Origin of the sequence: Pseudomonas sp. RGB (assembly GCF_007713445.1) — a bacterium.
Classification (GTDB): domain Bacteria; phylum Pseudomonadota; class Gammaproteobacteria; order Pseudomonadales; family Pseudomonadaceae; genus Aquipseudomonas.
On sequence record NZ_VMSH01000004.1, the window covers coordinates 492,236 to 518,496 of the forward strand.

Genomic DNA, 26,261 nt, shown 5'->3' on the forward strand with positions numbered 1-26,261 from the left:
CAAATGTGGGAGCTGGCTTGCCTGCGATAGCGGTGGATCAGCCTGCTCATTTGTCACTGACAGGCCGTTATCGCGGGCAAGCCCGCTCCCACAGTTTTGACTGCATTTCAGGCCGCGCCAATCAGCAGCTGGCTAAACACGGTCCAATTGTGGGAGCTGGCTTGCCTGCGATAGCGGTGGATCAGCCAGCCTATTTGTCACTGAAAGGCCGCCTTCGCGGGCAAGCCCGCTCCCACAGTTGCCAGCCTATTTGTCACTGAAAGGCCGCCTTCGCGGGCAAGCCCGCTCCCACAGTTTTGACTGCATTTCAGGCCACGCCGGTCAGCAGCTGACTAAACACGCTCCCACAAGTTTTACTGTATTTCACATCAAGCCTGGTAGGGCACGGCAATCAGCAGGATGGCCGTGCCATGGGCCACGGTCGCTGGCAACACGCCGTAGCGCATGCGCACCAGTGCGCAGGCCAGCCCTTCGATCAGGGTGAACAGCAATACCGGCCAGCCCAGCTGGGTGACACTCAAGGCCAGGAACGCATGGCAGGCCGCAAAGGCTACGCCGCTGATCAATGCCGCGCGCAATGGCGTCACTTGCTGTTCGAGGTAGCCCTGCAAAAACCCGCGAAACAGCACCTCTTCCAACGCATTCGCACCATAAGCCAGGACCACCATACCCGGTAGCCAGACCCAGTAGCCGTGAATCTCGAACGCATCGATGCCCTGGTAAACCCGCAGCGGCACACCGAGCAAACAGCCCACCACAAGCCCCACGACCAGGCCCAGCGCAGGATTGCCGATGGTCCAGCGCATCAGCTGCCATAACTGCGGCGCCGTGCGTGCAAGCAACATGATCAGCAGCACTGACATCCCGCCCAGCGCTGCCAACACAAAGGCATTCGCGCTGAACGCAATCTGCACCTCGCTGCTGAGCGACCACATCCCCAGCGGCGTCATCGCGTCACGCATCAACACAAATGCCGTCAGCAGGATCAGGATGCGCATCGCCGGCATTGCCTTGGGCGTCAGTGCAAACCACAGCCCAAACAGCACCAGCCCCGGCGCCAGGTGAATGCCGTAGTTGATCAGTACGCCCATGCCTTGGCTGATCATGCCGGCTTCAACCGTGGGCGACAGCAATCATGTCGATCTCGACCGCTGCCGACTTCGGCAACTGCATCACCCCCACCGAGGTGCGGGTGTGCGTGCCAGCGCTGCCGAGAATTTCATGCAGCAGGTCCGACGCACCGTTGGCCACCTCGCTTTGCTGATCAAAGTCTTCGGCGCTGCGCACGTACACGGTGATACGTGCGATGGCCTTGACTTGATCCAGCGAGCCCAATGTCTGCTTGAGCAAGCCCAGGCAACGCAGCGCGCTGATGCCGGCGGCGATTTGTGCCTGGGCCAGGGTCAGGCTTTCGCCGACTTTGCCGGGCAGCACGATCGTGTCGCCAACCCGCGGGATCTGGCCGCTGATGTACAGGTGGTGACCATCGCGCACCAAGGGTGTGTAGTTGCCGCCGATTTTGAACTCATCCAGTTGATAGCCGAGACGCTGCTGGGCCGCCTGGTATTTTTCGTCTGCTGTCATGCTCGTCAAACCTCGTTGCGACGTTGCCACTCATCCACCACATCGCCCAGGGTCTTGGGGATGTCGCTGCGAATCCAGGCCATGAAAGGCCGGTCGAACTTGAACCCCGGACCGCAGTGTTCAAGCATGAAACGGCGAACGTTCTGGGTATTTTTGTAGTGGGGGGTGACGGGGGTAGCGCGAGTAATGACGTCGCTGTGCCAGTTAAAATCCATTTTCCCCTCGGGCGCTTATGGTGTGTCGGCAGTAGCATAGCGATGTGCTACTTGAGCAGGAAGCGGCAAGGCAAAACTCGCACCACCAACTCTTGTGTTGAGATGTCGTACAAGACCTCGCTGCGTTCATAACGAGACGAAGACTAACCCTTTCAAGATATTTCGAAATTTCACTTTCTTTCCCCATCAGAAATATTGCATGGTTGTACGACGACTTAAATCATCGTACCCGCCCCCAACAACAATAAGGAAACACCCATGCAAAACGTCAAAGTGCTGATCGGTTTTCTGTGCCTGTTCACCGGCTACGTCGCAGCTGCGCCTGCCCCCGCCGAAAAGGATGTGGCCCAAGCGGTCGACCAACTGACCCAAGCCATGTTGCACCTGGACCTCAAGCAGCTTCATGCGCTGACCTCCGACAAACTCACCTACGGCCACTCCAGCGGCAAGGTGCAGAACAAAGCGCAATTCATTGCTGATCTGGAAACCCACACCAGCGCGTTCAAGACCCTCGAAATGCAGAACCAGACCATTACCCTCGACGGCGACACCGCCCTGGTGCGCAACCACTTTCACGCACTGGCGGTGAACAGCGGCGTAGACACGCCAACCGACATCGACAACTTCCAGGTCTGGCAGAAGCAAAAAGGCAAATGGCTGCTGATCGGGCGTCAGGCTTACAAATACTGATGACTGGCGGTGAGCTGGCGCGCCTCAGCTCACCATTGCACCACCTCGCGAACCTTCACCAGCGCCTCGCGCAGCGCCGACATGCTCACCGAGCCCAACGCCAAACGCAGCGCGTGGGGCACGGTTGCCGAGACCGCAAACGGCTCGGCGGTCGACACCGAAATACCCTCGCGCTGCAAGGCCATGGCGATCTGATCGGCCCTGGCCTCTTCACCCAGCGGCAGCCACAGAAAATACGATGACGGGTGGCTGATGTAATGCACGCCCTTGAGCACGTGCGCCGCCAAGGCCTGTCGCGCGCTGGCATCCTGGCGCTTCTGCGCTTCCAGTTGGTCGACCGTGCCGTCCTCGATCCAGGCCACGGCCATCGCACTCATGACACCGGGCACGTTCCAGGTGGTGGCCATGATGGTGCGTTCCAGTTTCTTTACCCAGGCCGGGGGCGCGGCAATAAAGCCGACCCGCAACCCGGTCGCGACGCTCTTGGAAAACCCGCCGACGTACACCGTGCGCTCAGGCGCCAGGGTTGCCAATGGCGGCGGCGCTTCTGCTGCCAGAAACGCGTAGGCCGCGTCCTCGATGATCATCAGGTTGTGTTGTCGGGCAATGCCGACTAATTCCTCACGCTGTTCCAGGCTCATCACCCAACCCAACGGGTTATGCAAGGTCGGAATGCTGTACACCGCGCGCACCGGGCGTTTGCTGCACAGGCGTTGCATGGCGTCCAGATCCGGGCCACTGGCAGTGACCGGGATCGCGACGATTTCCAGGTGCAGGGTTTCGGCCAGCACTTTAAAGCCTGAATACGTCAGGGCATCAACGGCAATCACATCCCCCGGTTTGAGCAATGCCATCATCGTCACCGCCAAGCCGTGCTGGGCACCGCTGACCACCAACACTTGCTCGGCCTCCACCACCAGCCCTCGGCTCAACAGGTGCCGCGCCACCGCCGCGCGCTCGTGCAGGCGGCCGGCATGGGGCTGGTAGCGCAGCAGCGCCTCCAAGTCGCCCGACAACGCCAGTTGGCGCAACGCCGTACGCAGCAAATCGGCCTGGCCCGGTAGCGATGGGTAGTTGAAATTGAGGTCGAGCATGCCCGTCGCCACCGTCATCTGCCCACTGCCCTGCCCCGGCGGCAACGAGATCTCGCGCACGAAAGTGCCGCGCCCGGTTTCGCCACTGACCAGGCCCATCGCCTCAAGCTCGCTGTATACCCGGCTGGCCGTGACCAGCGCCAGGCCATGGTCGGCGGCCAATTGCCGGTGGGTGGGCAGACGCGTGCCGGGTGGCAGCGCACCGCTGCGAATATCCGCGGCAAAAGCATCGACCAACGACTTGTAGCGAGCACGTGGCATAGGTGATGTATCCATGACAATTTTTTGATTGTCTTAATCTTCAATCCTAGGATAGCCAAACGCAACCTAACCTTTTCAGGCACGCCCTCATGGAACGCACCCTTCGCCTCAACAGCCTCGACAGCAGCACTCAAGGTTGGATCAACGGTTTTATTGGCGTGCTCATTTTCAGCGGCTCACTGCCGGCGACGCGCCTGGCGGTGATGGAGTTCGACCCGGTATTTTTGACCATGATCCGCGCCACCCTCGCCGCCGCGCTGGGGCTGTGCCTGCTCGGTGTGTTCAAGGAGAAACGCCCCGCGCGCGCGCAGTGGATGCCGCTGGCAGTCGTCGCGCTCGGTGTGGTGATTGGCTTCCCGCTGCTGACGGCACTGGCGTTGCAATACGTGACCTCGGCGCACTCCATTGTCTTCATCGGCCTGCTGCCGCTGGCCACGGCGGTATTCGGCGTGCTGCGTGGCGGCGAGCGGCCGCGCCCGGTGTTCTGGCTGTTTTCGATGCTCGGCAGCCTGTTGGTGATGAGTTACGCCGTCGCCCAAGGCTTGAGCGCCGCGCCCGTGGGTGACGTGCTGATGCTGTTGGCGGTGCTGGCATGCGGTTTGGGCTATGCCGAGGGCGCCAAATTGTCGCGCACCTTGGGCGGGTGGCAGGTGATCTGCTGGGCGCTGGTGGTGTCGCTGCCGGTGGTGGCGCCGCTGAGTCTGATCCTCGCCCCTGCGACCTTGACCGGCATCAGCCTGCCGGCCTGGCTGAGCCTGGGCTATGTGGCGTTGTTCAGCATGCTCATCGGCTTTGTGTTCTGGTACCGCGGCCTGGCCCAGGGGGGCATCGCCGCCGTCGGCCAGTTGCAGTTGCTGCAACCCTTCTTCGGCCTGGCGCTGGCAGCGGGCCTGCTGCATGAGCAGGTCAGCCTCGGCATGGTGCTGGTGACGGTTGCGGTGATCGGCTGCGTGGCCGGCGCGAAGCGCTTCGCGCGCTAACGCTGCGGCGCAACCATCTTGAACTTGATGGTGATGTCGTTGGACACCACGCTGTTGCCCGCCCACTCACCTTCGCCGATCTTGAAGTCATCGCGCTTGAGCACAAACTCACCGTCGAACACACCGATGCCGCTTTGCTCCTTGAGCAGCACAGTGATGTCCACCGGCCGCGTGATGCCCTTGATCGTCAGGTTGCCGGTGATCGTGTAGCGGTTGTCGCCCAGCGCGGTGGCGCCGCTGGATTCATACACGCCGACCGGATAGGCCGTGGTGTCGAACCACGCAGGTTGTTGCAACTGGGTATTGGCGTCCGGGCTGCCGGCGTCGATGCTGGCGAGCTGGATCTTGAGCAACGCATGCGCCGCCTCGGGCTTTTGCGTATCGAACGTCAGGGTGCCTTCAAAGTCGCTGAAGGTGCCATACACCCGCTGCCCGAACTGCTGGAAAGTAAAGCTGATCTGGCTGGCGGTGCGGTTGACGTCTTTGTATTCCACGGCCCGCGCGCTGGAAAACCAACCGAAGACGAGGGCCAGCAAAAACACCTTGGACATTCGACGCTTCATGAAACGCTCCGCGAGAGAAAAGGACACACGTGCTGAGCTAACACGCCATGGCATGGATTTATTCCCATCGGGCGCGCGTCCTGCTAAACAGAGTAGTCGCGAAAAACAATAAGGACTTTTCATGCCCACCCCTTCTCTGCAGGACACCACCGCCCCCGAAGGCATCTGCTACGGCTGTGGCGGCAGCAATCCACATGGCCTGCACATCAAAAGCCGTTGGGACGCCGATGGCGTCCATGTCATCGCCGAGCATCAACCCGAGGCCAAATACAGCGGCTGGCCCGACCTGGTCTACGGCGGCCTGATCGCCATGCTGGTGGACTGTCATTCCAACTGGACGGCCATGGCTTATCACTACCGCGCCGAGCAACGTGAACCCGGCAGCTTGCCGCGCATCGATTGCGTCACCGGCAACCTCGGCATCAAATTCATCAAACCCACACCCATGGGCGTCACGCTGAGCCTGCGCGCGCGGGTTGAGGGCGAGGTGGGACGCAAAAGCCGCGTGGTCTGCGAGGTGTACGCAGGTGACGTGCTCACGGCCATCGGTGACTCGGTGTTCGTGCGCGTCGACACTGGGCAGCTGGCCGCTGCCGCGCATGGTCGCGCGGGCTGATCCTGGTCTACATTGATTGCCACCGCTAATCGAGGAATGCACCGATGACTCGTCTCACCGCGAAAGACTTTGCCCCCGAACTGCTGGAACTCTACGACGGCTACGCCCACGGCAAGCTCAACCGCCGCGAATTTCTCGACCGCGCCGCGCTGTTCACCTTCGGCGGCCTCACCGCCTCTGCGCTGCTGGCGGCCCTGAGCCCCAACTATGCGCTGGCCGAACAGGTCAAGTTCACCGACCCGGAGATCATCGCCGACTACATCACCTACCCCTCGCCCAAAGGCAACGGCACGGTGCGCGGCTACCTGGTACGCCCGGCCAAGGCCAGCGGCAAGGTGCCGGCGGTGGTGGTGGTTCACGAAAACCGTGGCCTGAACCCCTACATCGAAGACGTCGCCCGCCGCCTGGCCAAAGCCGGCTTCATCGCCCTGGCGCCGGACGGCCTCACCTCCATGGGCGGCTACCCGGGCAACGATGAAAAAGGCGTGGAACTGCAACAGAAAGTCGACCCCGAAAAACTCATGAACGACTTCTTCGCCGCCATCGAATGGCTGATGCACCACGACAACAGCACCGGCAAAGTCGGGATTACCGGCTTCTGCTATGGCGGCGGCGTGACCAATGCCGCGGCGGTGGCTTACCCCGAATTAGGCGCGGCGGTGTCGTTTTACGGAAAGCAGCCGGAGGCAAAAGATGTGCCGCGGATCAAGGCGCCGATCATGCTGCACTACGGCGAGCTGGATACGCGGATCAACGAAGGTTGGCCGGCGTATGAGAAGGCCTTGAAGTCGGCGGGCACAACGTACGAGGCGTACATCTACAAGGGCGCCAACCACGGGTTTCACAATGACTCAACACCCAGGTATGACGAGGCGGCGGCGAATCTGGCGTGGGAAAGAACCCTCGGCTGGTTCCACAAATACCTGGCCTGACCCCACTCTAAATGTGGAAGCTGTCTTGCCGTGGCGAGCGGGCTTGCCCCGCGTTGGGGCGCGAAACGGCCCTGAAACCTGACGACGCGATACATCTGGAAAACCGCGCTGACGCTTCTGGGGCTGCTGCGCAGCCCAACGCGGGGCAAGCCCGCTCGCCACAACAAGCCAGCTCTCAGCTTAGAAATAAGGGGCAGACCACGCTTAATCCAAAACCGTGGTCTGATCCCGATTTTCTTCAAAGACCACCACATCCACCTGTGGCGAGCGGGCTTGCCCCGCGTTGGGGCGCGAAGCGGCCCTGAAACCTGACGACGCGATACATCTGGAAAACCGCGCTGACGCTCCTGGGGCTGCTGCGCAGCCCAACGCGGGGCAAGCCCGCTCGCCACATCAAGCCAGCTCTCAGCTTAGAAATAAGGGGCGGACCACGCTTAATCCAAAACCGTGGTCTGACCCCGATTTTCAATTTTTACAGTAAAAAACTGTGGGAGCTGGCTTGCCTGCGATGACGGTCTTTCAGTAACCAATAGGCTGGCTGACCCACCGCTATCGCAGGCAAGCCAGCTCCCACATTGGCTCTTCGCTGATTTCCAGATCAGTGCTCCAACGCATACCGCCGACAATGGTTGAGATAACCCTGCTCATGGCTCCCCACCAACTGCACCACGCTGGTCCATAACCACGACGGCGCATCCAGCTGTTTCGAGCGGTTTTCCTGCAGCACCGCCATCCACTGCTTGCGCGTGTCGCGGTCCATTTGCCGGGCATGGGCGATGCCGACCACGCGGGCCAGGTAGCCGGCGGCGTGCATGGCGTCGGTTTCGCTGAGTTCATCCAGCTCCAGCTTCATGTCCTGGGGCAGCAGCTCGCGAATGAAGAATCCGTGATCCAAAAAGCGCGTCGCCAGCATGCGCTCACCCAAGCCTGGTGACAGCTGTCGCGCGCCTTCCACCACCCGTCGCCCATTGTCGCGGGGCATCTTCGCGCGCGGTGTACGCGGTGCAGCGGCGCCGACGGCTTCCTTGATATCGATCAGGCAATATTCCTGATCATCCTTGTCGCCCACGCCCAGCAGTGCCGCATAGCGCAGCAAGCCGAGGGAACTGCAGCCCTTGACCCAATAGGCTGAGTCCAGCAGCTCAACCTTGGCGTCTTTGGGCCGGCCTTTGAGCGAGGTGACCAACTGGTGGATTTCATCCGAGGCGCAGAGGGTCTGCAGGGCGCCCTTTTCTGCCCGCGACAATGCCCAGAAGTGCTTGCCCAGTGGAATCGTCGGCCGCACGTTTTCAATGCGTTCACGCGCCAGGTTTTTCCAGGTGCGCTCCACCGCGCTGCGCATGCCGGCCTTGACCTGGGATGGGCGTGGCGGCACTTCGTCGGGCTTGTCTTTGAAGGCTTGTTCGTAGCCGCCGATCATCTCTTCAAGCATGCGCGCGGTGGTCACTCCCGGCAGGTCCGAGCCGCGTGCGGCGGTGGCCAACGACAAGGCCAGGCGCACCAGATCGTGGGCCGGGTTGCCGATCACGGTCTGGTCAAGGTCGCGGATGTGCATGTCGATACGGCCCTTGATATCGCCGGTCGGGCCCAGGTTGCCGGCGTGGCAATCGCCGCAGATCCAGATCGCCGGGCCGTGCGGCAAGCGGCGGCCTGGCTGGCTGTGCAGCCATTCATAAAACTGCACCGTGCTGCCGCGCACATAGGCGTGGGCGGAGCGCGCCATCTTCAAGTTGCGCAGTTGCGTGAGGTGGGGCATGCGGTCGGCGGGGCGCGGGGTTTTCATGGATGAACTCAGTACGGGGAGATGCGGTAGAGCGTAGCCCCACAAGGAATGTTTCATTATGTTTCAAAAAAACTGGCAAAGAGCCTGTTTCAATTCATAAGCCACACCAAATAATCCGTCGCTAATCCGTCTTTCTAATCGCCCGCCCCTGCGCGCTAGCATCGGCCTTACTCGATGCAGCGAGTCACAACCCTAACTGCACACATCCACAAACACTGCCGCCCTAAAAAAAGAGATAAAGCAGATGAATGACGTGATGAACACTGCACTCCAGGCGCCCACCAAGATCAACCTGGTCAAGGCCCGTGGCTCGCTGGTGTGGGACGACCAAGGCAAGGAATACATCGACTGCACCGCCCAGGCATGGTCGAACAACCTGGGGGCCAACGACCCGCGCGTGGTGGAGGCGGCGATTGCGCAACTGCGCGACATGACCCACATCCGCCCCAACTTCGGCTCCCCCGCCCACACCCGGCTGGTGGCGAAGCTGCGCGAAGTCTCGCCGGCCTCGCTCAACCAGATGGGTTTTGCCCTGCATGGCAGCCTCGCCGGTGAAATGGCGATGAAACTGGCGTTCAAAAACCGTCCCGGCGCGCAGAACCTGCTGGTGCTGCAAGACGGTTACCACGGCCGCTCGCTGGCCACCCTCGGCGCCAGCTGGCCGCACCCGAATAACCCATTCCTGGCGATTCAGCCGCGCTTTACCCGCGTGCCGCACCCGAACCCGTATCGCACCCGACTCGGGCTGGACCCGGAAACCGAATCCCAGCTGTGCCTGGGTCTGCTTGAAGACACCATTCTCAAAGGCGTCGACGGCGGTGTGGCAGCAGTGATGATGGAGCCTATCCAGGGCAATGGCGGGCACATCGAGTTTCCGCGCTCGTACTACAAAGGCGTGCGCGAGATCTGTGATCGCCTCGGCGTGTTACTGATTTTCGATGAAGTGCAAACCGGTTTCGGGCGCATGGGCACGATGTGGGCGGCGGACTATTACGACGTACTGCCCGACATCATCGTGTTCGGCAAAGGCGTGGGCGGCGGCTTTCCGCTGGCCGGCATCCTGGCCGACGACACACTCAAGTGGTTTGACGAAGGTGAAGAAGCGCTGACCTTTGGCCACTTCCCCGTTTCGCTGGCCGCAGGTTACGCCGCCGTCGAAGCCATCGTCGCCGACGGTCTGTGCGACAAGGCGCGCGACTCGGGCGAATACATCACCGCACGGCTCAAGGACATGCAAACCCGGCACCCGCTGATCGGCGACGTGCGCTGCCCGGGCCTGATGGCCTCCATTGAGCTGGTCAAGGACCGCGCCACCAAAGAGCCCGCATGCCGTGAATCCCAAGAGGTCTATCGCCTTGGGCTGGAGCGCGGCGTATTGTTCGGCGAGAGCCGTTACGCGGGCCTGGGCAACCTGATCAAGGTCAAGCCGCCGCTGGACATTGAGCGCCCGCTGCTGGCCAAGGCCCTCGACGTGCTGGATGAAGTGATCGGCATCATCGAGGAGCAACGGCCATGAGCACGATTGTCGAAAGCCCCGTCACCGCCCCACCGAATAGCCAAGCCACGCTGTCCAGCGACGACGCCGACCTGGCGAGCCTTGGCTACGAGCAAAAGATGCACCGCACCATGAGTGCCTTCACCTCGTTTGCCCTGGCCTTCTCCATGGTCTCGATCAACACCGGCGTGGTCACGCTGTTTGCCGACCCGTTCAACCGCGTCGGCGGCATCGGCATCCTGCTATGGCTGCTGGTGATCCCGCTGGTGTGCTGCATCGTGATGGTCTACTGCCATTTGGCCGGGCGTATTCCGCTTACCGGTTACGCCTATCAGTGGTCGAGCCGCCTGGCCGGCAATCACTTCGGCTGGTTCACTGGCTGGGTAGCGTTCACCTCGTTTGTCGCCGGCACGGCGGCCACTTCGGCCGCCATCGGCACGGTGTTCGCCCCCGAGATTTGGGCCAACCCTACACAAGGCCAGATCCAGGGCCTGAGCATCGGCGCGACGCTGGTGGTAGGGCTGCTGAATATCTGCGGGATTCGCCTGGCTACACGGATCAACGACATCGGCGCGATCATCGAAATCATCGGCACGGTGCTGCTGGCGATTGCCTTGTTCTTTGGCGTGTTTTTCTTCTTCGAACACACCCAAGGCGTGGCGATCCTGACCTCGGCGAAGCCCGTGAGTGGCGGCGACATCAGCTTCACCACCCTCGCCCTCGCCACCTTGTTGCCAGTGTCGGTGCTGCTGGGTTGGGAAGGCGCTGCTGACCTGTCCGAAGAAACCAAAGACCCGCGCCGCGCCGCGCCCCGAGCGATGATTCGCGCGGTGCTGGTGTCCAGCGTGCTGGGTTTCGTGGTGTTTGCGCTGCTGAGCATTGCGATACCGGGCTCGGTCAGCGAGCTGCTCAGCCACAGTGAAAACCCGGTGATCAATATCGTGCGCCTGCAACTGGGCGACGCGGCGGGCATCGGCATGATAGTGATTGCCTTCGCCTCGATCCTCGCGTGCCTGATCGCCAATATGGCAGTGGCCACGCGCATGACCTTCGCGCTGTCGCGGGACAATATGCTGCCGGGCTCCAAGGTGCTGGCGAAGATCAACCCGCACTTCGGCACGCCAGTGGCGGCCATCGTGCTGATCACCGCCATCGCCGTGCTGCTCAACCTGGCCAGCGGCGGGTTTGTCACGGCGATCTACTCGATGGTCGGCCTGACCTACTACTGCACCTACCTGCTGACCTTGATCGCAGCCTTCCTCGCTTACCGCAACGGCCGCATGCCCGGCGCCCCGGACGGTGTGTTCAGCCTGGGCCGCTGGCTGTTGCCGATGATCCTGCTGGGCGGCGCCTGGGCCATCGCGGTGATCCTCACCCTCAGCGTGCCTGAAGAAAGCCGCACCGGCGCGATCACCACTGGCGTTACACTGGGGGTCGGCGTGCTGTGGTGGCTGTTCTCACTGCGCAAGCGCCTCAACAACGGCAGCGCGGGGCCGAGCAGTCAGTTGCTCGATCACTAGCCACGCACAAAACCCCGGCAACGGGGTTTTGCTTGTCACTCTCAAGGAGGTCTATCGATGTTTGCCCAGGCTACCTGGCTCAACCCGCCACAACAGTGGACCCGCGAAGACGACAGGCTGACGGTCACCACCGATGCCCACACCGATTTCTGGCGCGAAACCCACTACGGCTTCGTGCGTGACAACGGCCATTTTCTGTTTGTGCAAACGCCGGGGGAATTCACCGCCCAGGTGAAAATCCAGGGCGGCTTTGCGCACTTGTACGATCAGGCCGGGCTGATGGTGCGGGTTGATGAAACGCAGTGGGTGAAGGTCGGCGCCGAGCTGTCCGATGGCGTGACGCTGCTCAGCAGTGTGTTGACCGATGGCGTGTCGGACTGGGCCACTGGCGTGTTCCCCGGTGACCCGCAAGCCTTCTGGATTCGCGCAACCGTGGCCAACGGCGTATTACGCGTGCAGGTCTCGGTGGACGGCGTGAGCTGGCCGCTGGTGCGGCTGGCACCCTTCCCTGTCGCGCCGTCGTATCAGGTCGGGCCGTACTGCTGCACGCCTGAGCGCGGCGGCCTGGAAGTGCGCTTTTGCGAATGGCAGGTCAGCGCGCCGAACGGCAAATCGCTGCACGACCTGTCCTGACTAGGGGCGGCCGCTCGCCACTTCCACGGCCAGTTCGGCGAAGTTGCGCGCGGCCATGCTCGGGTGCGGCGGCAAGGCCACCGCCACTTCGCACATCGGCATGTCACTGATCACCGGGAACGCCAACCCGGGCCGTGCGTAAAAACGTGCGGTGGAGAGTGCCGTGATGCTGATTCCGCGCTCCGACGCTACCGCCTGCAATTCGGTTTCCACCGTCGAGGCTTCGTGCACGATCCGCGCCGGCTGCCCGTTGCGGTAGGCATCGGCGGTCCAGTAACTGCGCCAGACGCCACTGCCCGGCGCGGCAATGATCGGCTCATCGAGCAGGTCATGCACGCTGACGCGGCTTTCGCCCGCGAGTCGATGGCTGGATGCCAGGCAGGCCACGCAAGGCTCGGCGACCAACGTGTGCAACTCGATCGCCGGCAGCCCCAACGGTGGGCGCAGCACCGCGACGTCCATGCCGGCATCGATGCCGGCCAGAGGTGAAGCGAAGTCGTACTCGCGCACCACCAGTTCGATCTCGGGGTAGCGCTTGGCGAACACGCTGAGGATCTGCGGCATCAGGTCGACCCCGGCGCCGATCAGGAAGCCCACGTTCAAGCGACCGCGCACACCGCGCGCGTGCTCGCGGGCGGTTTGCACCAAGCGGCCGACGCCATTCACAACTTCCCGCGCCTCCAGCAACAGCGCCTGGCCGGCGCCGGTCAGCGCAACGTTGCGGGTATTGCGTTCGAACAGTTGCACATCCAGCAGCGCCTCGAACTGGCGAATGGTCTGCGACAAGGCCGGTTGCGACACATGCAGGCGCGTGGCGGCGCGCACGAAGCTGAGCTCTTCGGCCACTACCACAAAGGCCTTGAGTTGACGGATGTCCACGCCGGAAGTCTGCATCGGCTCTCCTGTTGATCAGTTCGATGGCCCAGGTCGAGAATGGCACGAGTCAGGCGTCGGCGGATACGGCTTGCAGCCAGCCCTTGAACGCCAGCATCGCCGAGGTTTCGGCCCGCGACTGCAGACGCGTCAGCCAATAACTGCCGGTGGTAATGCCAACGTTGAACGGCTGGCGAATCACATCCGTCGCCAATTGCCGCGAGAACATCATCGCCGGGGCCAGCGCCACGCCGATGCCTTGCAGCGCCGCTTCCATCATTGCCAGCGACGAATCGAAGACGATGCTGCGCGGCACGACGGTGTCGGCGGGCAGGCCTGCGGCCTGGAACCATTGGGTCCACTCATCGGCGCGGTAGGAGCGCAGCAGCGTGTGTTTCAACAGGTCGGCCGGCGTGCGCAATTGCTCGGCCAGCGTGGGTGTACACAGCACGGTCAACGGCGCCGCCAGCAATTCACAGGCGTCGGTGCCGTGCCAGGCGCCAGCGCCGAAGCGGATCGCGTAATCCAGGCCTTCGGCGGCCACGTCCACACGGTTGTTGTGGGTGGACAGGCGCAGGTCGATAAACGGGTAGCGCGCCTGAAAGTCCGGCAGGCGTGGCAGCAGCCAACCCACGGTAAAGGTGCCCACCGCGCCTACGGTGAGCACTTCGCGGTAATGCCCGCCTTCGAACTGGCTGAGCGTCTGGGCAATGCGGTCAAACGATTCGCGCACCACTGGCAGCAGGGTCTCGCCCTCACGGGTGAGCATCAAGCCGCGTGGCAGGCGCTTGAACAAGGTGACATTGAGTTGAACTTCAAGGCTTTTCACCTGATGGCTGACCGCCGCCTGGGTCACACACAGCTCAATGGCGGCCCGGGTAAAGCTCAAGTGGCGGGCCGACGCCTCGAAGGCGCGCAAGGCATTGAGCGGCAGATGGGAACGCAGCATGCTTGACCCCAGATTTTCTAATGGCTGGTGCGAGATATGATCGTTTGATCGCGGCCGGCAAACTGCCTACATTTGCCCCGCCTGCGCAGGCTTTCTATTTAATCGATCACCTCATGGAAGCGACATCATGCCCCAACTTTCTCTGTTTGGAGTGCGTAATTTAACCGCCCTGGCCGTATTCATCGCTGCCGGCAACTGCGTGGCGGCAACTGACCTGCAGGCCGTGGTAGACGCCCGCGTAAAACCGTTGATGCAACAACAGGCCATTCCGGGCCTGGCGGTCGCCGTGGTCCAGAACGGCAAGGTGCAATACTTTAACTACGGCACGGCCTCGAAAGAAACCCAGCAGCCGGTCAGCGAAAACACCCTGTTTGAAGTCGGCTCGGTGAGTAAAACCTTCACCGCCACCCTCGGCGGTTACGCCCAGGCGACCGGCAAGCTCAAGCTCTCGGACACCGCCAGCCAGCACTTGCCCGCATTGGCCGGCAGCGCCTTCGACAAGATCAGCCTGCTGCAGCTGGCAACCTACACCGCCGGCGGCCTGCCCCTGCAATTTCCCGACGCTGCCGACAGTGCCGAGACCATGCTCGGCTACTTCCAGCACTGGAAACCGACTTACGCACCGGGCGCACAACGCCTGTATTCGAACCCGAGCATCGGGCTGTTCGGCTATCTGGCGGCGCAAAGCCTCGGCCAGCCGTTCAACGTGGCCATGGAAAAAACCCTGCTGCCCAAGCTGGGCTTGACCAACACCCACGTCAGCGTGCCCGCGGACAAATCCGCGCTGTACGCCCAAGGCTACGACAACAACCAGAAGCCCGTACGCGTCAGCCCCGGCGCGCTGGACAGCGAAGCCTACGGCATCAAGACCAGCGCCCACGACCTGGCTCACTACGTGATGGTGAACATGCACCCGCAAACCCTGGAAAAGCCGCTGCAACAAGCGATTGCCACCACCCACGCGGGCTACTACACCGTGAACGGCATGACCCAGGGCCTGGGCTGGGAGCGCTACCCTTACCCGGTCACGCTGCAAGCCTTGCTGGAGGGCAACTCCACGCCTATGGCGATCGAGCCGCACAAGGTCAACTGGCTGTCGCCCGCACAGCCGCAACCGGCCAATGTGCTGTACAACAAAACCGGCTCGACTGGCGGTTTCGGGGCGTACGTGGTGTACGTGCCGAGCAAGGACATGGGCGTGGTGATGCTGGCGAACAAGAATTACCCCAACGCTGAACGGGTCAAGGTGGCGCACGCGATCTTGAGCGCGATGGATCACTAAAGCCTGGCAAAAATCAACTGTGGGAGCGGGCTTGCCCGCGATAGCGGTGTGTCAGTCGCCATATGCAGCGTCTGGCACGCCCTCATCGCGGGCAAGCCCGGCTCCCACAAAGTATTACTGTGTTGTTGAGCGTTACATCCCCAGCCAGTGCGGCAACGCCAGCGAAATGAACGGCAAGTAAGTCACCATAATCAGGAACACCAGCAAGATCATCAGCCACGGCAATGCCGCGCGTATGGTCTGCCCCAGGGTCAGGCCGGTCACCGCCGAGGTCACGAACAGGTTCAACCCCACGGGTGGGTGCACCAGGCCGATTTCCATATTCACCACCATCACGATCCCCAGGTGAATCGGGTCGATGCCCAGCTTCATGGCAATCGGGAAGAAGATCGGCGCCAGGATCAACACAATGGCCGACGGCTCCATAAAGCTGCCCGCCACCAGCAACACGATATTGACCATGATCAGAAAGCCGATCGGCGTGAGGCCTTCAGAGATCACCCAGGCGGTGATTTCCTGCGGGATCTGCTCGGTGGTCAGCACGTGGGCGAACAGCATGGCGTTGGCGATGATAAACATCAGCATGATCGCCAGGCGCCCCGACTCCAGCAACACCTTGGGGCAGTCGCGAAATTTCATGTCCTTGTAGATGAACAACGCCACGAACGCCGAGTACACCGCCGCCACCGCCGCGGCCTCCGTCGGGGTGAACATGCCGCTGTAGATGCCGCCGAGGATGATCACCAGCAACAGCAAGCCCCAGAATGCGCGGCGCGCACAGGTCAGCCACTCACGAAAGGTCGCACGCGGTTGAGCCGGCAGTTTTTTGATGCGCGCAACGATGTAGATCGCGACCATCAACATCAGGCCCAGCAGCAAGCCCGGAATCACACCGGCCATAAACAGCTTGCCCACCGAGGTTTCGGTGGCCGCCGAGTACACCACCATCACAATCGAGGGCGGAATCAGAATGCCCAGGGTCCCGGCGTTACAGATGATCCCCGCGCCGAATTCCTTCGGGTAACCGGAGCGCACCATGCCCGCCACGGCAATCGAACCCACCGCTGCCACCGTCGCCGGCGATGAGCCGGACAGCGCGGCAAACAGCATGCACGCCAACACCGCCGCAATCGCCAGGCCGCCACGGATGTGGCCGACACAGGCGTTGGCGAAGTCGATCAAACGCTGCGCCACGCCGCCGGTGGTCATGAACGCACCGGACAACAGGAAGAACGGAATCGCCAGAAAGGTGTAGGCGTCAGAGGTTTCAAACAGTTTGATCGCCAGCGAACTCACCGAATCCTGGCTGAACATCAGGATCGACACCGCGCCGGACAGCCCGAGGGAAATCGCAATCGGCACGCCGAGGAACATGAACACGAACAGCAGCAAAAACAGACAGAGCACGGCCATCAGTGACGCTCCTCATGGCTGCCGGCCAACTTGCTGGCCTCGCCGGCCTCGTCGGCCAGGCCCAACCCGACCTGACGGTGGGTGAATAGGCGGTAGAAAATTTCCAGGTAGCGGATGAACACCAGGGCAAAACCGATGGGCACGATGATCACAATATCGCCCACGTCCACGCCGTATTGGTCGAGGTCTTCGGCGCCAATATGGGCGGTCATTACCGCGCTCACCCACTTGTAGCTGGCGATCATGAACAGCCCCGCGTAGGCCAGGCAGCACAGGCACGCGAGCATGCCGAGCAAGCGTTGCACCGGCCGCCTAGTCAGCTTGACCAGCGCGTCCACGCCGAGGTGGCCGGCGGTGCGCACACCGTAGGAGATGCCGAAGAAAATCAGCCAGCCGAACATGGCCTTGGTCAGCGCCACGCTCCAGGTCATGTCCTGGGCCCAGGTCATGGTGTGGTCGCCCAGGGCGTTGAAGAAGTTGCTGCTCCACGCCCACTTGTCCGCCAGGGAAAAGAACAGCGTGTAGATGTTGTTGAGCATGACGTAGACAAATGTCACCAGGGTCATGGCGGCCAGCAGGAAGGCGATAAAACCTTCCTCCAGGTGCTCCCAGACGCGCCTTAGCGTTTGCATGGCAAAACCTCGCGAAGCGGGAATGATGTCGGGGTGGAAATCGGCTCAACCTGTGGGAGCGAACCTCTGTGGGAGCCGGGCTTGCCCGCGATGGGAGCAGCTCGGTTCTGCAGATACACCGAGTTGCCTGCATCGCAGGCAAGCCAGCGCCCACCTAAAGCCGTTTCCAAAGCAGGTTTGGGTGCTCGCCCAACTACTGGTTGGACGCGTCCGCCGCCTTGATCAGGTCGGCGCCAATCTCGCCTTCAAACTTCTGCCACACCGGGCGCATGGCTTCGCGCCAGAGCTGGCGTTGCTCGGGGGTCAGTTCGATGATTTCGCTGGTCTTGGCGTCGATGATCTTCTGCTTGGCCGACTGGTTCAGCGCCTCGGCCTGCTTGTTCACCTCCACAGTGACCTCGAGCATGATCTGGTCCAGGGTGGTGCGGATGTCCGGCGGCAGGCCGTTCCAGAACGTGGCGTTGGTGATCACCATGTAGTCGATCAGGCCGTGGTTGGACTCGGTGAAGTACTTCTGCACCTCGTTGACCTTCTGGCTTTCATAGTTCGACCAGGTGTTCTCGGTGCCATTCACGGTGCCGGTCTGCAGGCCCTGGTAGACCTCGGCAAAGCTCATCTTGCGCGGGTTGGCGCGGATCGCCTTGAACTGCTCCTCAAGCACGCTGGAGGCTTGCACACGGAACTTCAGGCCACGGGCGTCCTTGGGTTCGTGCAGGGCTTTGTTGGAGGAGAGTTGCTTGAGGCCGTTGTGCCAATACGCCAGGCCGAGGATGTTTTTGTCTTGCATCGAGGTCAGCAGGGCTTTGCCCTGCGCGGCCTGGAAGCGGTCGACGGCGGCCAGGTCGTTGAACAAAAACGGCAGGTCGTATATCTGCACTTGCTTGGTATACTGCTCGAACTTGGCCAGCGACGGCGCCAGCATCTGCACATCGCCCAGCAGCAGCGCTTCCATCTCCTTGCCGTCGCCGAACAGCGACGAGTTGGGGTACACCTCAACCTTGACGCGGCCCGGCAGGCGCTCTTCGGCGAGCTTCTTGAACAGCAGCGCGCCCTGACCTTTGGGGGTGTTTTCGGCGACCACGTGGGCGAACTTGATCACAATCGGGTCCGCCGCCTGGGCCAGGCCCGCGGCAAACAACGTGGCGGCGCACAGCAGCGCCCGAGAAAGCTTGAGCATGGACAATCACCTTCTTATTGTTGTGTTGTAGGGCAAGGTGCCTGATGTCACGTGTGTAGTGAATTTCGAATTTTAGATACCTGCGTTCGGCTAGGACGAACGCCAATCTTCAGAACAATAAAGATCAAGTGTGGGAGCTGGCTTGCCTGCGATAGCGGTGTGTCAGGCAGTGGATTTGTTAGCTGAGCCACCGCAATCGCAGGCAAGCCAGCTCCCACAGTTTTTGATTCGGTTTCGTCAGCTATATCTTGGCCGCCAGCAACCTCTGCGCGCGCAGCAGCACCGGCGCATCCACCATCTGCCCATCAATCTGATAGGCCCCTGCCCCGTGCGCCCCGGCCTCTACCACGCGCTTGGCCCAGGCCAAATCATCGGCGCTCGGCGCCAGGGCCTCATGGATCACCGCCACCTGCCTGGGATGAATACACAGCGCGCCGGCAAAGCCCATCTCGTAGGCGTGCCGGATCGAACGCCGTAAACCTTCAGGGTCATCGATAGCCGGGTGCACGCCATCCAGCGGCGCGACCAGCCCTGCCGCACGCGAATGCACGATCAACGCCAGGCGTGCCTGGTCGAGGGCGAACTGCGCGGCCGCGGAATGGCTGCTCAGGTTCAAGTCCAGCGCCAGGTCCAGGCCCCCGAACGACAGGCGCTCCACCTGCGGCGCCCGAGCGATTTCAGCCACCGCCAACAAACCCCGCGCACTTTCGATAATCGGCCAGATCATTTTGCCGGTGGCCGCCACCACCGCCACCTGCGCCGCGCTCTCGACTTTGGGCAACAGCACGCCTGCCACATTTGCATGGGCTTTGCAGAACGCCACGTCTTCGAAATGCTCGGCATGCTCCGGCGCGTTGATACGCACCCACACCTGGGCCTCGGGATGGCCTTGCAGAAACGCCCCGAGGTTATCCCGCGCCTGGCGTTTGAGCGGCTCTTCGACCGCGTCTTCAAAATCGACAATCACCGCATCGGCGCCACTGGCCAACGCTTTGGCAAACCGCTCCGGGCGACTGCCGGGCACAAACAAGGCCGAACGAACCAAAGGCTTTGGCATCACTTGAATTCCTTATTAGATAACGCCGCGTGCACGCAGAGTGTCGATGGCTTCACCCGAATAGCCGAGCTGATCAAGGATGCTCTGGCTGTGCTGCCCGAGTGCCGGCACTGCATCCATCCGTGGGGTAAACGCGGCATTGCGCGCCGGTGGCAGCAGCGACGGCAACGGCCCGGCCGGGCTCTGGACTTCACGCCAACTGTCGCGCGCCTTGAGCTGCGGATGGTCCCACACGCCCTGCATGTCGTTGACACGCGCACTGGCAATCTGCGCGTCTTCCAAACGCTGGATCACCGCCTCGGCGTCCAGCTGCGCAAAGCTATCGACAATGATCTGGCGCAGCACTTCACGGTTGGCCGAACGCTTGAAGTTGGCCGAGAAACGCTCATCGGTAGCCAATTGCGGCGTGAGCAGCACCTTGTCGCAGAACGCCGCCCATTCGCGTTCGTTCTGCAAACCAAGCATCACCGTGCCGCCGTCGCCGGTGGGGAATGGCCCATACGGGTAAATCGTCGAGTGCGCCGCGCCGGCGCGCGGGGGTTGCGGCGCGCCGTCGAACGCGTAATACATCGGGTAGCCCATCCACTCCACCAGGCTTTCGAGCATGCTCACGTCGATGCGGCTGCCCTTGCCCGTTTTGCCGCGCAGCAGCAGCGCCGAGAGGATGCCGCTGTAGGCGTACATGCCCGCAGAGATATCGGCGATGGAGCAACCGGCCTTGGCCATCTGGTCGTCACCGGGGCCGCCGGTCACCGACAGAAAGCCGCCCTCGCTCTGGATCAGCAAGTCATAGGCCTTTTTCTTCTCGTAAGGCCCACCTTCGCCATAGCCGGAAATATCGCAGACGATCAGCCGTGGGAAACGCGCGTGCAGCGCTTCAAACGACAAGCCCATGCGCGCCGCCGCGCCGGGTGCGAGGTTCTGCACCAGTACATCGGCGTCGGCCAGCAGGGTGTCGAGGATGGCGCCCGCCTCGTCCTGCTTGAGGTCCAGGGTCAGGCTTTCCTTGGAGCGGTTGGTCCACACGAAATGCGAGGCCAGGCCGCGCACGCGCTCGTCGTAACCACGCGCAAAATCACCGGCGCCAGGGCGTTCGATCTTGATGACGCGGGCGCCCAAATCGGCCAGTTGCCGCGTGCAGAATGGCGCGGCAATCGCGTGTTCCAGGCTGACGACAGTGACGCCGTCCAGCGGTCGTTGATTATTCATCACAAATCCTCAAAGCCAGTGGGCCATGGACGCGGCGTTACGCAGGTTCCAGGCCTTGTCGATCAGTGCATCGGCCTGGGCCGGTGAGCGGGCGCCGCTGAAGTGGGTCAGGCACTGGAACTTGTCCGCCAGCGCCTCACGGCTCAAGGTGTTGCCCGGGTCGCCCTTGGGCTCATCAATGGCGCCGTGCAGCGTGCGGCCGTCGACCGTGGTGACGGTGACGCGGCCCAGCCAGCGTTGCGGGTAGGCGCCGTCCACTTCAGGGTCCAGCGTCATGCTGACCTTGTCGCGAAAGCTCGCAACGGCGGGATCGGTCAGCGCCAGTTGGTGAAACTCGGTGAGCCCGGCCTTGCCATGCACGGCGATCAGGCCGAGCACCGTGCCCATGGAAAACTTGGCCTGGTGCACGGTCGCGGGCACTGCCACGCGGCCCAGGACATCGATGGCGCCCTGGTGCACACGGGTTTGCACGCGGGCGATCTGTTCAGCGCCCAGCCCTTCGCGCTGCATCAAATCCAACAGCGCATCGGCGGCAGGATGGGTGTGGCGGCACGACGCGTGAAACTTGAACGAGGTTTCCAGCAGCGCCCAGCGCGTGCCCAGGTCGGCCGACAATTTGCTCGGCTGCGCATCACTGGACATGCCCGCGGCCAACCCTTGGTCGCCTTCAAGAATATTGCGCGCGCCGGTCAGTCCGTCTGCGGTCAGGTACGCGGCGAGCAAGCCATCGGCGGCGGCCTTGGCGGTGTGCAGTTGCTTGGAGTCGGCGGCATCGCGCAGGAACTCCCAAAGGCCGGCGGCCTGGGTGCCGGCGCTGCCGAGCAGGTTGATGAATTGTTCTTCGTTGAAATCCAGCAGCTTGCCCACCGCAACGGCCGCCGCCAGGGTGCCGACAGTCGCCGTGGTGTGGAAGATACGGTAGTGAGAACGCCCCATGAATTCGCCGATGCGAATCCCGGCTTCATAGCCCGCCACCGACGCCAGCAACAGCTCACGGCCAGACTTACCGAGGTCTTGCGCGGCAGCCAAGGCAGCCGGAAACACCACGGTGGCCGGGTGCAGCACCGAGCTGTTGTGCAGGTCATCCTGCTCCACCAGATGGGACGCGGCGCCGTTGACCAGCGCGGCGAAATACGCGCTGCTGCTGGCGCCACTGACGATGATCTGCGCCGGGCCGCTGCTCGGGCCCATCTTTTGTGCGTAGCGCTCGAACAAAGGAATCGGGTGCGCGCCCTTGCTCGCCAATGCAGAGGCGAGCCAATCCAGGTAAAGGTCTTCGGTGCGCGCCAGCACGTTGTCGGGCAACTGTTCGTAGTTCAACTCGGCGAGAAACCGACACAGGGCTTGGGTATGGCTCATGGTCAGGCCCTCAGAAGCTGCGTGGCAGTTCGAGCAAATGCTCGGCCACGTAGGACAGGATCAGGTTGGTGGAGATCGGCGCCACCTGGTACAGACGGGTTTCGCGGAATTTGCGCTCCACGTCGTACTCGCAGGCAAACCCGAAACCGCCGTGGGTTTGCAGGCAGGCGTTGGCCGCTTCCCACGATGCCTTGGCTGCCAGGTACTTGGCCATGTTGGCGCTGGCCCCGGCATTCTGGCCGCTGTCGTACTCCGCGCATGCGCGCCAGCGCATCAGGTCCGCTGCCTCAATCTCGATGTGCGCTTCGGCAATCGGGAACTGCACGCCCTGGTTCTGCCCGATAGGCCGGCCAAATACCACGCGGTCGCGGGCATAAGCGCTGGCCTTTTCGATAAACCAGCGGCCGTCGCCGATGCATTCGGCGGCAATCAGCGTGCGCTCGGCATTCAGGCCGTCGAGGATGTATTTGAAGCCCTTGCCCTCCTCGCCGATCAGGCTGCCCTTGGGCAGCTCCAGGTTGTCGAAGAACAGCTCGTTGGTTTCGTGGTTGACCATGTTGGCGATGGGCTGCACGGTCAGGCCGTTGCCGATGGCTTCGCGCAGGTCCACCAGGAAGATCGACATGCCCTCGGACTTTTTCTTCACCTCGGCCAGTGGCGTGGTGCGCGCCAGCAGGATCATCAGGTCGGAATGCTGCACCCGCGAGATCCAGACTTTCTGGCCATTGATCACGTATTTGTCGCCGCGCTGAATCGCGGTGGTCTTGATCTTGGTGGTGTCGGTGCCGGTGGTGGGCTCGGTAACCCCCATCGATTGCAGGCGCAGTTCGCCGCTGGCGAGCTTGGGCAGGTAGAAGCTTTTCTGCGCGTCGCTGCCATGGCGCAGCAAGGTGAACATGTTGTACATCTGGCCGTGAACCGTGCCGGAATTGCCGCCGCAGCGGTTCACTTCTTCAAGAATCACCGAGGCTTCAGCCAGGCCCAGGCCGGAGCCGCCGTATTCTTCCGGGATCATCGCCGACAGCCAGCCGGCGTCGGTCAGGACTTTGACGAAGGCTTCGGGGAAGCCTTTTTGTTCGTCGACCTTGCGCCAGTAAGCGGCATCGAATTCGGCGCACAGGGCGCGCACGCCTTCGCGGATGGCATTGAGTTCTTCGTTGTCATTGGGGTTCATTAACGGCTCTCCGCCTGTTGTTCTGGTGTTATTCGAAATGCAGTTCGGCTGTTTGCGCCACGCCCTCGGCATTGCCGGCCCACAACTGCGCCACGCCGGGTGCCGTCACGCGCCCGCTCAGTGCAAACGGTTGCGGCGCGATCAACGGGCGCACGCCGCGATAGCCCAACCGGCGCAGGGTGGCTTGCGGATGGGCACGGCAAAACGCGCGCAGGCTCAAGGTGGCGATCAACGGCCCATGCACCACCAGGCCCGAATAGCCTTCGGTGCCGGTGACGTAGGGGTAGTCGTAATGGATGCGGTGGCCGTTGAAGGTCACGGCGCTGTAGCGAAACAGCAGGGTTGGCGTGGGGTCGACCGTCTCCTGCCATTCACCCTGGGCCAGTGCCTCGCCGCTGCCCTGCTTGGGTGGCGTGGGTTCGCGGTAGACAATGTCCTGTTCTTCGCGAATCGCCAGGCGACCGCCTTGGGAATAGTCATGGCGCACGGTGACAAACAGCAGCGAACCGGTGCGGCCGGTCTTTTCTTCGACCTGAGTGATGGTCGATTCGCGGGTGGCCGCCTCACCGGCGCGCAAAGCGTGCAGGAACTCGATGCGCCCACCGGCCCACATGCGATTGCGATTGTCCGCCGGCGGCAGGAAGCCGCCACGCGCCGGGTGGCCGTCGGTGCCCAGGGCCGATTCGGGCAACGGGTCTTGAAAAAAACACCACTGCCACAACGGTGGAACGGCCTCGCCATCCTGGGGCACCGCTTCGCCGAAGGTCGCGGCAATACGCTTGAGCAGGTTATGGCTCAGGTGGTCGTGGGCGGTTTCACTTCGGCCGATCCAATCGGTGGCGCTCATCGGGTACACATCCTCTGGCAGTGGTGGTCTGCCCCGGATCATGCAAGCGCCTGCCCGTTCTGAGAATTTGCATTTCAATAAACCAGCGTTCGGTTATGCTGAACGCCGCTTGTCACACCTCCAATCCGCTGTGGGAGCTGGCTTGCCTGCGATGGCGTTGCGTCAGGTTGCACATGCATCGCCTGATCCACCGCCATCGCAGGCAAGCCAGCTCCCACAATTGATCTTCACCGTTGCCGAATAGGTGTTTTGCATGCACTTCGATCTCGCCGACCTGCGCCTGTTTATCCATATCGCCGAATCCCCCAGCCTGACCCAAGGCGCGAAACGCGCGTTTCTCTCGCCCGCCGCCGCCAGTGCGCGGATCAAGGCGCTGGAAGGCCAACTCGACACGCGCCTGCTGTACCGCGACAGTCGGGGCGTGGAGATCACCCCGGCGGGCGAACGCTTGCTGCACCATGCGCGGCTGATCATGCGCCAAGTTGATTACCTCAAGAGCGAGTTCACCCAATACGGCGTGGATTCGGCCGGGCATATCCGCATCTTCGCCAACACCACGGCGGTCACCGAGTTTTTGCCGGAGGTGCTGGCGGGCTTCCTGTCCCAGCGCCCCGGCGTGACCGTCGACCTGCAAGAGCGCCTGTCCCGCGATATCGTGCGCGGTGTGCTCGATGGCACCAGCGACATGGGCATCATCGCCGGGCCGGTTGAAGCGGCAGGTTTGCAGGTGCTGCATTTCAGCACCGATGAACTGGTGCTGATGGTGCCCGTCGGCCACCCCTTGGCCGACCAGCCGTCGGTGACGCTGGAACAAACCCTCGCGTACCAACATATCGGCCTGCACGAAGGCAGCACGTTGTTAACCTTTTTGCGCGAGCACGTGGAACGGCTCGGCAAGCATTTGTCGCTGCGTATCCAGGTGTCGAGCTTTGAGGCGATCTGCCGGATGGTCGAGGCTGGCGTGGGCATCGGCATCATTCCCGAGTCTGCGGCTGTGCGGCACAGCCGGACCATGCAGTTGGTGGCGGTCAAACTGGATGAACCCTGGGCCATTCGCGAGCGCAGTATTCTGGTGCGCGAACTGGAAGCACTGCCGGGCACCATTCGGGCGCTGATTGCTACCCTGATGCCGCAAAGCGCCTAAGCTGAACAGTCACCTTGCCAGAGGAGACTGCCATGCAACTCGAAGGATCCTGCCATTGCGGTGCCGTAACGTTCAGTCTGACCAGCCAGCACCCGTACCCCTACCAGCGTTGCTACTGCTCGATCTGCCGCAAAACCCAAGGCGGCGGCGGTTATGCGATCAACCTTGCCGGCGATACGCAAAGCCTGAAGGTCCAGGGGCGCAAACAGATTTCGATCTACCACGCCAGGCTCAAGCCCGAGGGCGCCAGCCGTGCACATGCGAGCACCGCCGAACGGCATTTCTGCTCGCAATGCGGCAGCGCACTGTGGCTGTTCAGCCCGCAGTGGCCGGAGCTGATTCATCCGTTCGCCTCAGCCATCGACACGCCGTTGCCGGTGCCGCCGGAACACACGCACTTGATGCTCGGCTCCAGGGCGCCCTGGGTTGAAGTCAGCGTGCGCAAAGGCGACCTGCAGTTCGACGAATACCCCGAAGAATCCATCGCCCAATGGCATGAGCGCCTCGGGTTGACCCGTTAACAGTCTTTGACCGTTTCCCGACAAAGCGCCCAAAGATTGTTGGCCCGCGCAGCCCTAGCATTCGAAGTGCATCAGGTAGATAGGTGTGCTGCTCGTTTGTACTCGGTCAAATGTGGGAGCTGGCTTGCTCGCGAAAGCAGTATGTCAGTGACACATGAGCTGACTGAACCACCGCCCTCGCGGGCAAGCCCGCTCCCACAGTTGATCTCTGTGCATCATTCAGAGGTGTGTCGGTTGTACTCGGTCAAAGGTGGGAGC

26 protein-coding genes are annotated in these 26,261 nt (G+C 62.4%); 10 read left to right on the forward strand and 16 right to left on the reverse strand.

Annotated elements, in window-relative coordinates; genetic code table 11:
• Positions 1-368 precede the first annotated feature (368 nt).
• Genes FPT15_RS12020 through FPT15_RS12030 form a run of 3 tightly spaced genes read right to left on the reverse strand, consistent with a single transcriptional unit; the run spans position 369 to position 1,799 of the window.
• Entirely contained in the window at positions 369-1,106 is a 738-nt protein-coding gene (locus FPT15_RS12020) for a CPBP family intramembrane glutamic endopeptidase (RefSeq protein WP_145161152.1), read from the reverse strand.
• A 7-nt stretch (positions 1,107-1,113) separates the two neighbouring features.
• A complete protein-coding gene (locus FPT15_RS12025) occupies positions 1,114-1,584 on the reverse strand; it encodes a RidA family protein (protein WP_145161154.1) in 471 nt (156 codons plus the stop codon).
• 5 nt (positions 1,585-1,589) lie between these two features.
• The gene (locus FPT15_RS12030) at positions 1,590-1,799 is read right to left on the reverse strand and encodes a DUF6434 domain-containing protein (protein WP_145161156.1); all 210 of its coding nucleotides are present in this window, start codon (positions 1,797-1,799) and stop codon (positions 1,590-1,592) included.
• A gap of 258 nt (positions 1,800-2,057) precedes the next feature.
• Here FPT15_RS12030 and FPT15_RS12035 point away from each other — a divergent pair, with 258 nt between their 5' ends.
• Complete coding sequence (locus FPT15_RS12035; protein ID WP_106578990.1) at positions 2,058-2,489, forward strand: nuclear transport factor 2 family protein; 432 nt, start codon at positions 2,058-2,060, stop codon at positions 2,487-2,489.
• Positions 2,490-2,518: 29 nt separating this feature from the next.
• Here FPT15_RS12035 and FPT15_RS12040 read toward each other — a convergent pair whose 3' ends face one another.
• On the reverse strand, positions 2,519-3,844 hold the full coding sequence (locus tag FPT15_RS12040) for a PLP-dependent aminotransferase family protein (RefSeq protein ID WP_145161159.1): 1,326 nt from the start codon (positions 3,842-3,844) through the stop codon (positions 2,519-2,521).
• Between the two features lie 89 nt (positions 3,845-3,933).
• On the opposite strand from FPT15_RS12040, the gene FPT15_RS12045 reads away from it, so the two are divergent.
• Positions 3,934-4,824, forward strand: a complete 891-nt coding sequence (locus FPT15_RS12045; protein ID WP_145161161.1) for a DMT family transporter — start codon at positions 3,934-3,936, stop codon at positions 4,822-4,824.
• Here the strand turns inward: FPT15_RS12045 and FPT15_RS12050 are convergent.
• Positions 4,821-5,387: a YceI family protein gene (locus tag FPT15_RS12050; protein ID WP_178119685.1), complete on the reverse strand. Its 567-nt coding sequence runs from the start codon at positions 5,385-5,387 to the stop codon at positions 4,821-4,823. The genes FPT15_RS12045 and FPT15_RS12050 overlap by 4 nt on opposite strands.
• Positions 5,388-5,508: 121 nt before the next feature.
• Between FPT15_RS12050 and FPT15_RS12055 the strand changes: the two genes are divergently transcribed.
• Both FPT15_RS12055 and yghX read left to right on the forward strand, forming a co-directional pair.
• On the forward strand, positions 5,509-6,003 hold the full coding sequence (locus tag FPT15_RS12055) for a PaaI family thioesterase (protein WP_145161163.1): 495 nt from the start codon (positions 5,509-5,511) through the stop codon (positions 6,001-6,003).
• A 44-nt stretch (positions 6,004-6,047) separates the two neighbouring features.
• Positions 6,048-6,935 (forward strand): YghX family hydrolase, encoded by an 888-nt coding sequence (gene yghX / locus FPT15_RS12060; RefSeq protein ID WP_145161165.1) that lies wholly within the window; start codon positions 6,048-6,050, stop codon positions 6,933-6,935.
• Between the two features lie 598 nt (positions 6,936-7,533).
• Here the strand turns inward: yghX and FPT15_RS12065 are convergent.
• A complete protein-coding gene (locus tag FPT15_RS12065) occupies positions 7,534-8,718 on the reverse strand; it encodes a DUF2252 domain-containing protein (protein WP_145161167.1) in 1,185 nt (394 codons plus the stop codon).
• 256 nt (positions 8,719-8,974) lie between these two features.
• On the opposite strand from FPT15_RS12065, the gene FPT15_RS12070 reads away from it, so the two are divergent.
• The 3 genes from FPT15_RS12070 to FPT15_RS12080 are packed head-to-tail and all read left to right on the forward strand — an operon-like array spanning position 8,975 to position 12,366.
• The gene (locus tag FPT15_RS12070) at positions 8,975-10,234 is read left to right on the forward strand and encodes an aspartate aminotransferase family protein (protein WP_256676432.1); all 1,260 of its coding nucleotides are present in this window, start codon (positions 8,975-8,977) and stop codon (positions 10,232-10,234) included.
• Positions 10,231-11,733, forward strand: coding sequence for an APC family permease (locus tag FPT15_RS12075; protein ID WP_145161171.1), 1,503 nt, complete (start codon positions 10,231-10,233; stop codon positions 11,731-11,733). The genes FPT15_RS12070 and FPT15_RS12075 overlap by 4 nt, the downstream gene beginning before the upstream one ends.
• 57 nt (positions 11,734-11,790) lie before the next feature.
• Positions 11,791-12,366, forward strand: a complete 576-nt coding sequence (locus tag FPT15_RS12080) for a DUF1349 domain-containing protein (RefSeq protein ID WP_145161173.1) — start codon at positions 11,791-11,793, stop codon at positions 12,364-12,366.
• On the opposite strand, the gene FPT15_RS12085 is transcribed toward FPT15_RS12080, so the two are convergent.
• Together FPT15_RS12085 and FPT15_RS12090 are read right to left on the reverse strand one after the other, a co-directional pair.
• Positions 12,367-13,260 (reverse strand): LysR family transcriptional regulator, encoded by an 894-nt coding sequence (locus tag FPT15_RS12085; RefSeq protein ID WP_145161175.1) that lies wholly within the window; start codon positions 13,258-13,260, stop codon positions 12,367-12,369. It abuts the gene before it with no gap.
• Positions 13,261-13,309: 49 nt separating this feature from the next.
• Positions 13,310-14,188 carry a LysR family transcriptional regulator gene (locus FPT15_RS12090; protein ID WP_145161177.1) on the reverse strand — a complete coding sequence of 293 codons (879 nt, stop codon included), beginning with the start codon at positions 14,186-14,188 and terminating at the stop codon, positions 13,310-13,312.
• Between the two features lie 127 nt (positions 14,189-14,315).
• Here FPT15_RS12090 and ampC point away from each other — a divergent pair, with 127 nt between their 5' ends.
• Positions 14,316-15,470, forward strand: a complete 1,155-nt coding sequence (gene ampC, locus FPT15_RS12095; RefSeq protein WP_145161179.1) for a class C beta-lactamase — start codon at positions 14,316-14,318, stop codon at positions 15,468-15,470.
• 132 nt (positions 15,471-15,602) lie between these two features.
• Here the strand turns inward: ampC and dctM are convergent, their stop codons facing one another.
• From dctM to FPT15_RS12135, 8 genes are all read right to left on the reverse strand, one after another.
• Entirely contained in the window at positions 15,603-16,883 is a 1,281-nt protein-coding gene (dctM, locus tag FPT15_RS12100; protein WP_071487261.1) for a C4-dicarboxylate TRAP transporter large permease protein DctM, read from the reverse strand.
• A complete protein-coding gene (locus FPT15_RS12105; RefSeq protein WP_145161181.1) occupies positions 16,883-17,515 on the reverse strand; it encodes a TRAP transporter small permease in 633 nt (210 codons plus the stop codon). The genes dctM and FPT15_RS12105 overlap by 1 nt, the downstream gene beginning before the upstream one ends.
• 193 nt (positions 17,516-17,708) lie before the next feature.
• Positions 17,709-18,692 (reverse strand): TRAP transporter substrate-binding protein, encoded by a 984-nt coding sequence (locus tag FPT15_RS12110; RefSeq protein ID WP_145161183.1) that lies wholly within the window; start codon positions 18,690-18,692, stop codon positions 17,709-17,711.
• 241 nt (positions 18,693-18,933) lie between these two features.
• A complete protein-coding gene (locus tag FPT15_RS12115; RefSeq protein WP_145161185.1) occupies positions 18,934-19,749 on the reverse strand; it encodes a CoA ester lyase in 816 nt (271 codons plus the stop codon).
• Between the two features lie 15 nt (positions 19,750-19,764).
• Positions 19,765-20,958 (reverse strand): CaiB/BaiF CoA-transferase family protein, encoded by a 1,194-nt coding sequence (locus FPT15_RS12120; protein WP_145161187.1) that lies wholly within the window; start codon positions 20,956-20,958, stop codon positions 19,765-19,767.
• Positions 20,959-20,967: 9 nt separating this feature from the next.
• Positions 20,968-22,317 (reverse strand): MmgE/PrpD family protein, encoded by a 1,350-nt coding sequence (locus tag FPT15_RS12125; RefSeq protein WP_145161189.1) that lies wholly within the window; start codon positions 22,315-22,317, stop codon positions 20,968-20,970.
• Between the two features lie 10 nt (positions 22,318-22,327).
• Complete coding sequence (locus FPT15_RS12130; RefSeq protein WP_145161191.1) at positions 22,328-23,491, reverse strand: acyl-CoA dehydrogenase family protein; 1,164 nt, start codon at positions 23,489-23,491, stop codon at positions 22,328-22,330.
• A 28-nt stretch (positions 23,492-23,519) separates the two neighbouring features.
• Positions 23,520-24,338, reverse strand: a complete 819-nt coding sequence (locus tag FPT15_RS12135) for a MaoC family dehydratase N-terminal domain-containing protein (protein WP_145161193.1) — start codon at positions 24,336-24,338, stop codon at positions 23,520-23,522.
• Between the two features lie 253 nt (positions 24,339-24,591).
• On the opposite strand from FPT15_RS12135, the gene FPT15_RS12140 reads away from it, so the two are divergent.
• Both FPT15_RS12140 and FPT15_RS12145 read left to right on the forward strand, forming a co-directional pair.
• The gene (locus FPT15_RS12140) at positions 24,592-25,482 is read left to right on the forward strand and encodes a LysR family transcriptional regulator (protein WP_145161196.1); all 891 of its coding nucleotides are present in this window, start codon (positions 24,592-24,594) and stop codon (positions 25,480-25,482) included.
• A gap of 32 nt (positions 25,483-25,514) precedes the next feature.
• Positions 25,515-26,003, forward strand: coding sequence for a GFA family protein (locus tag FPT15_RS12145; protein ID WP_145161198.1), 489 nt, complete (start codon positions 25,515-25,517; stop codon positions 26,001-26,003).
• Positions 26,004-26,261: the final 258 nt, after the last annotated feature.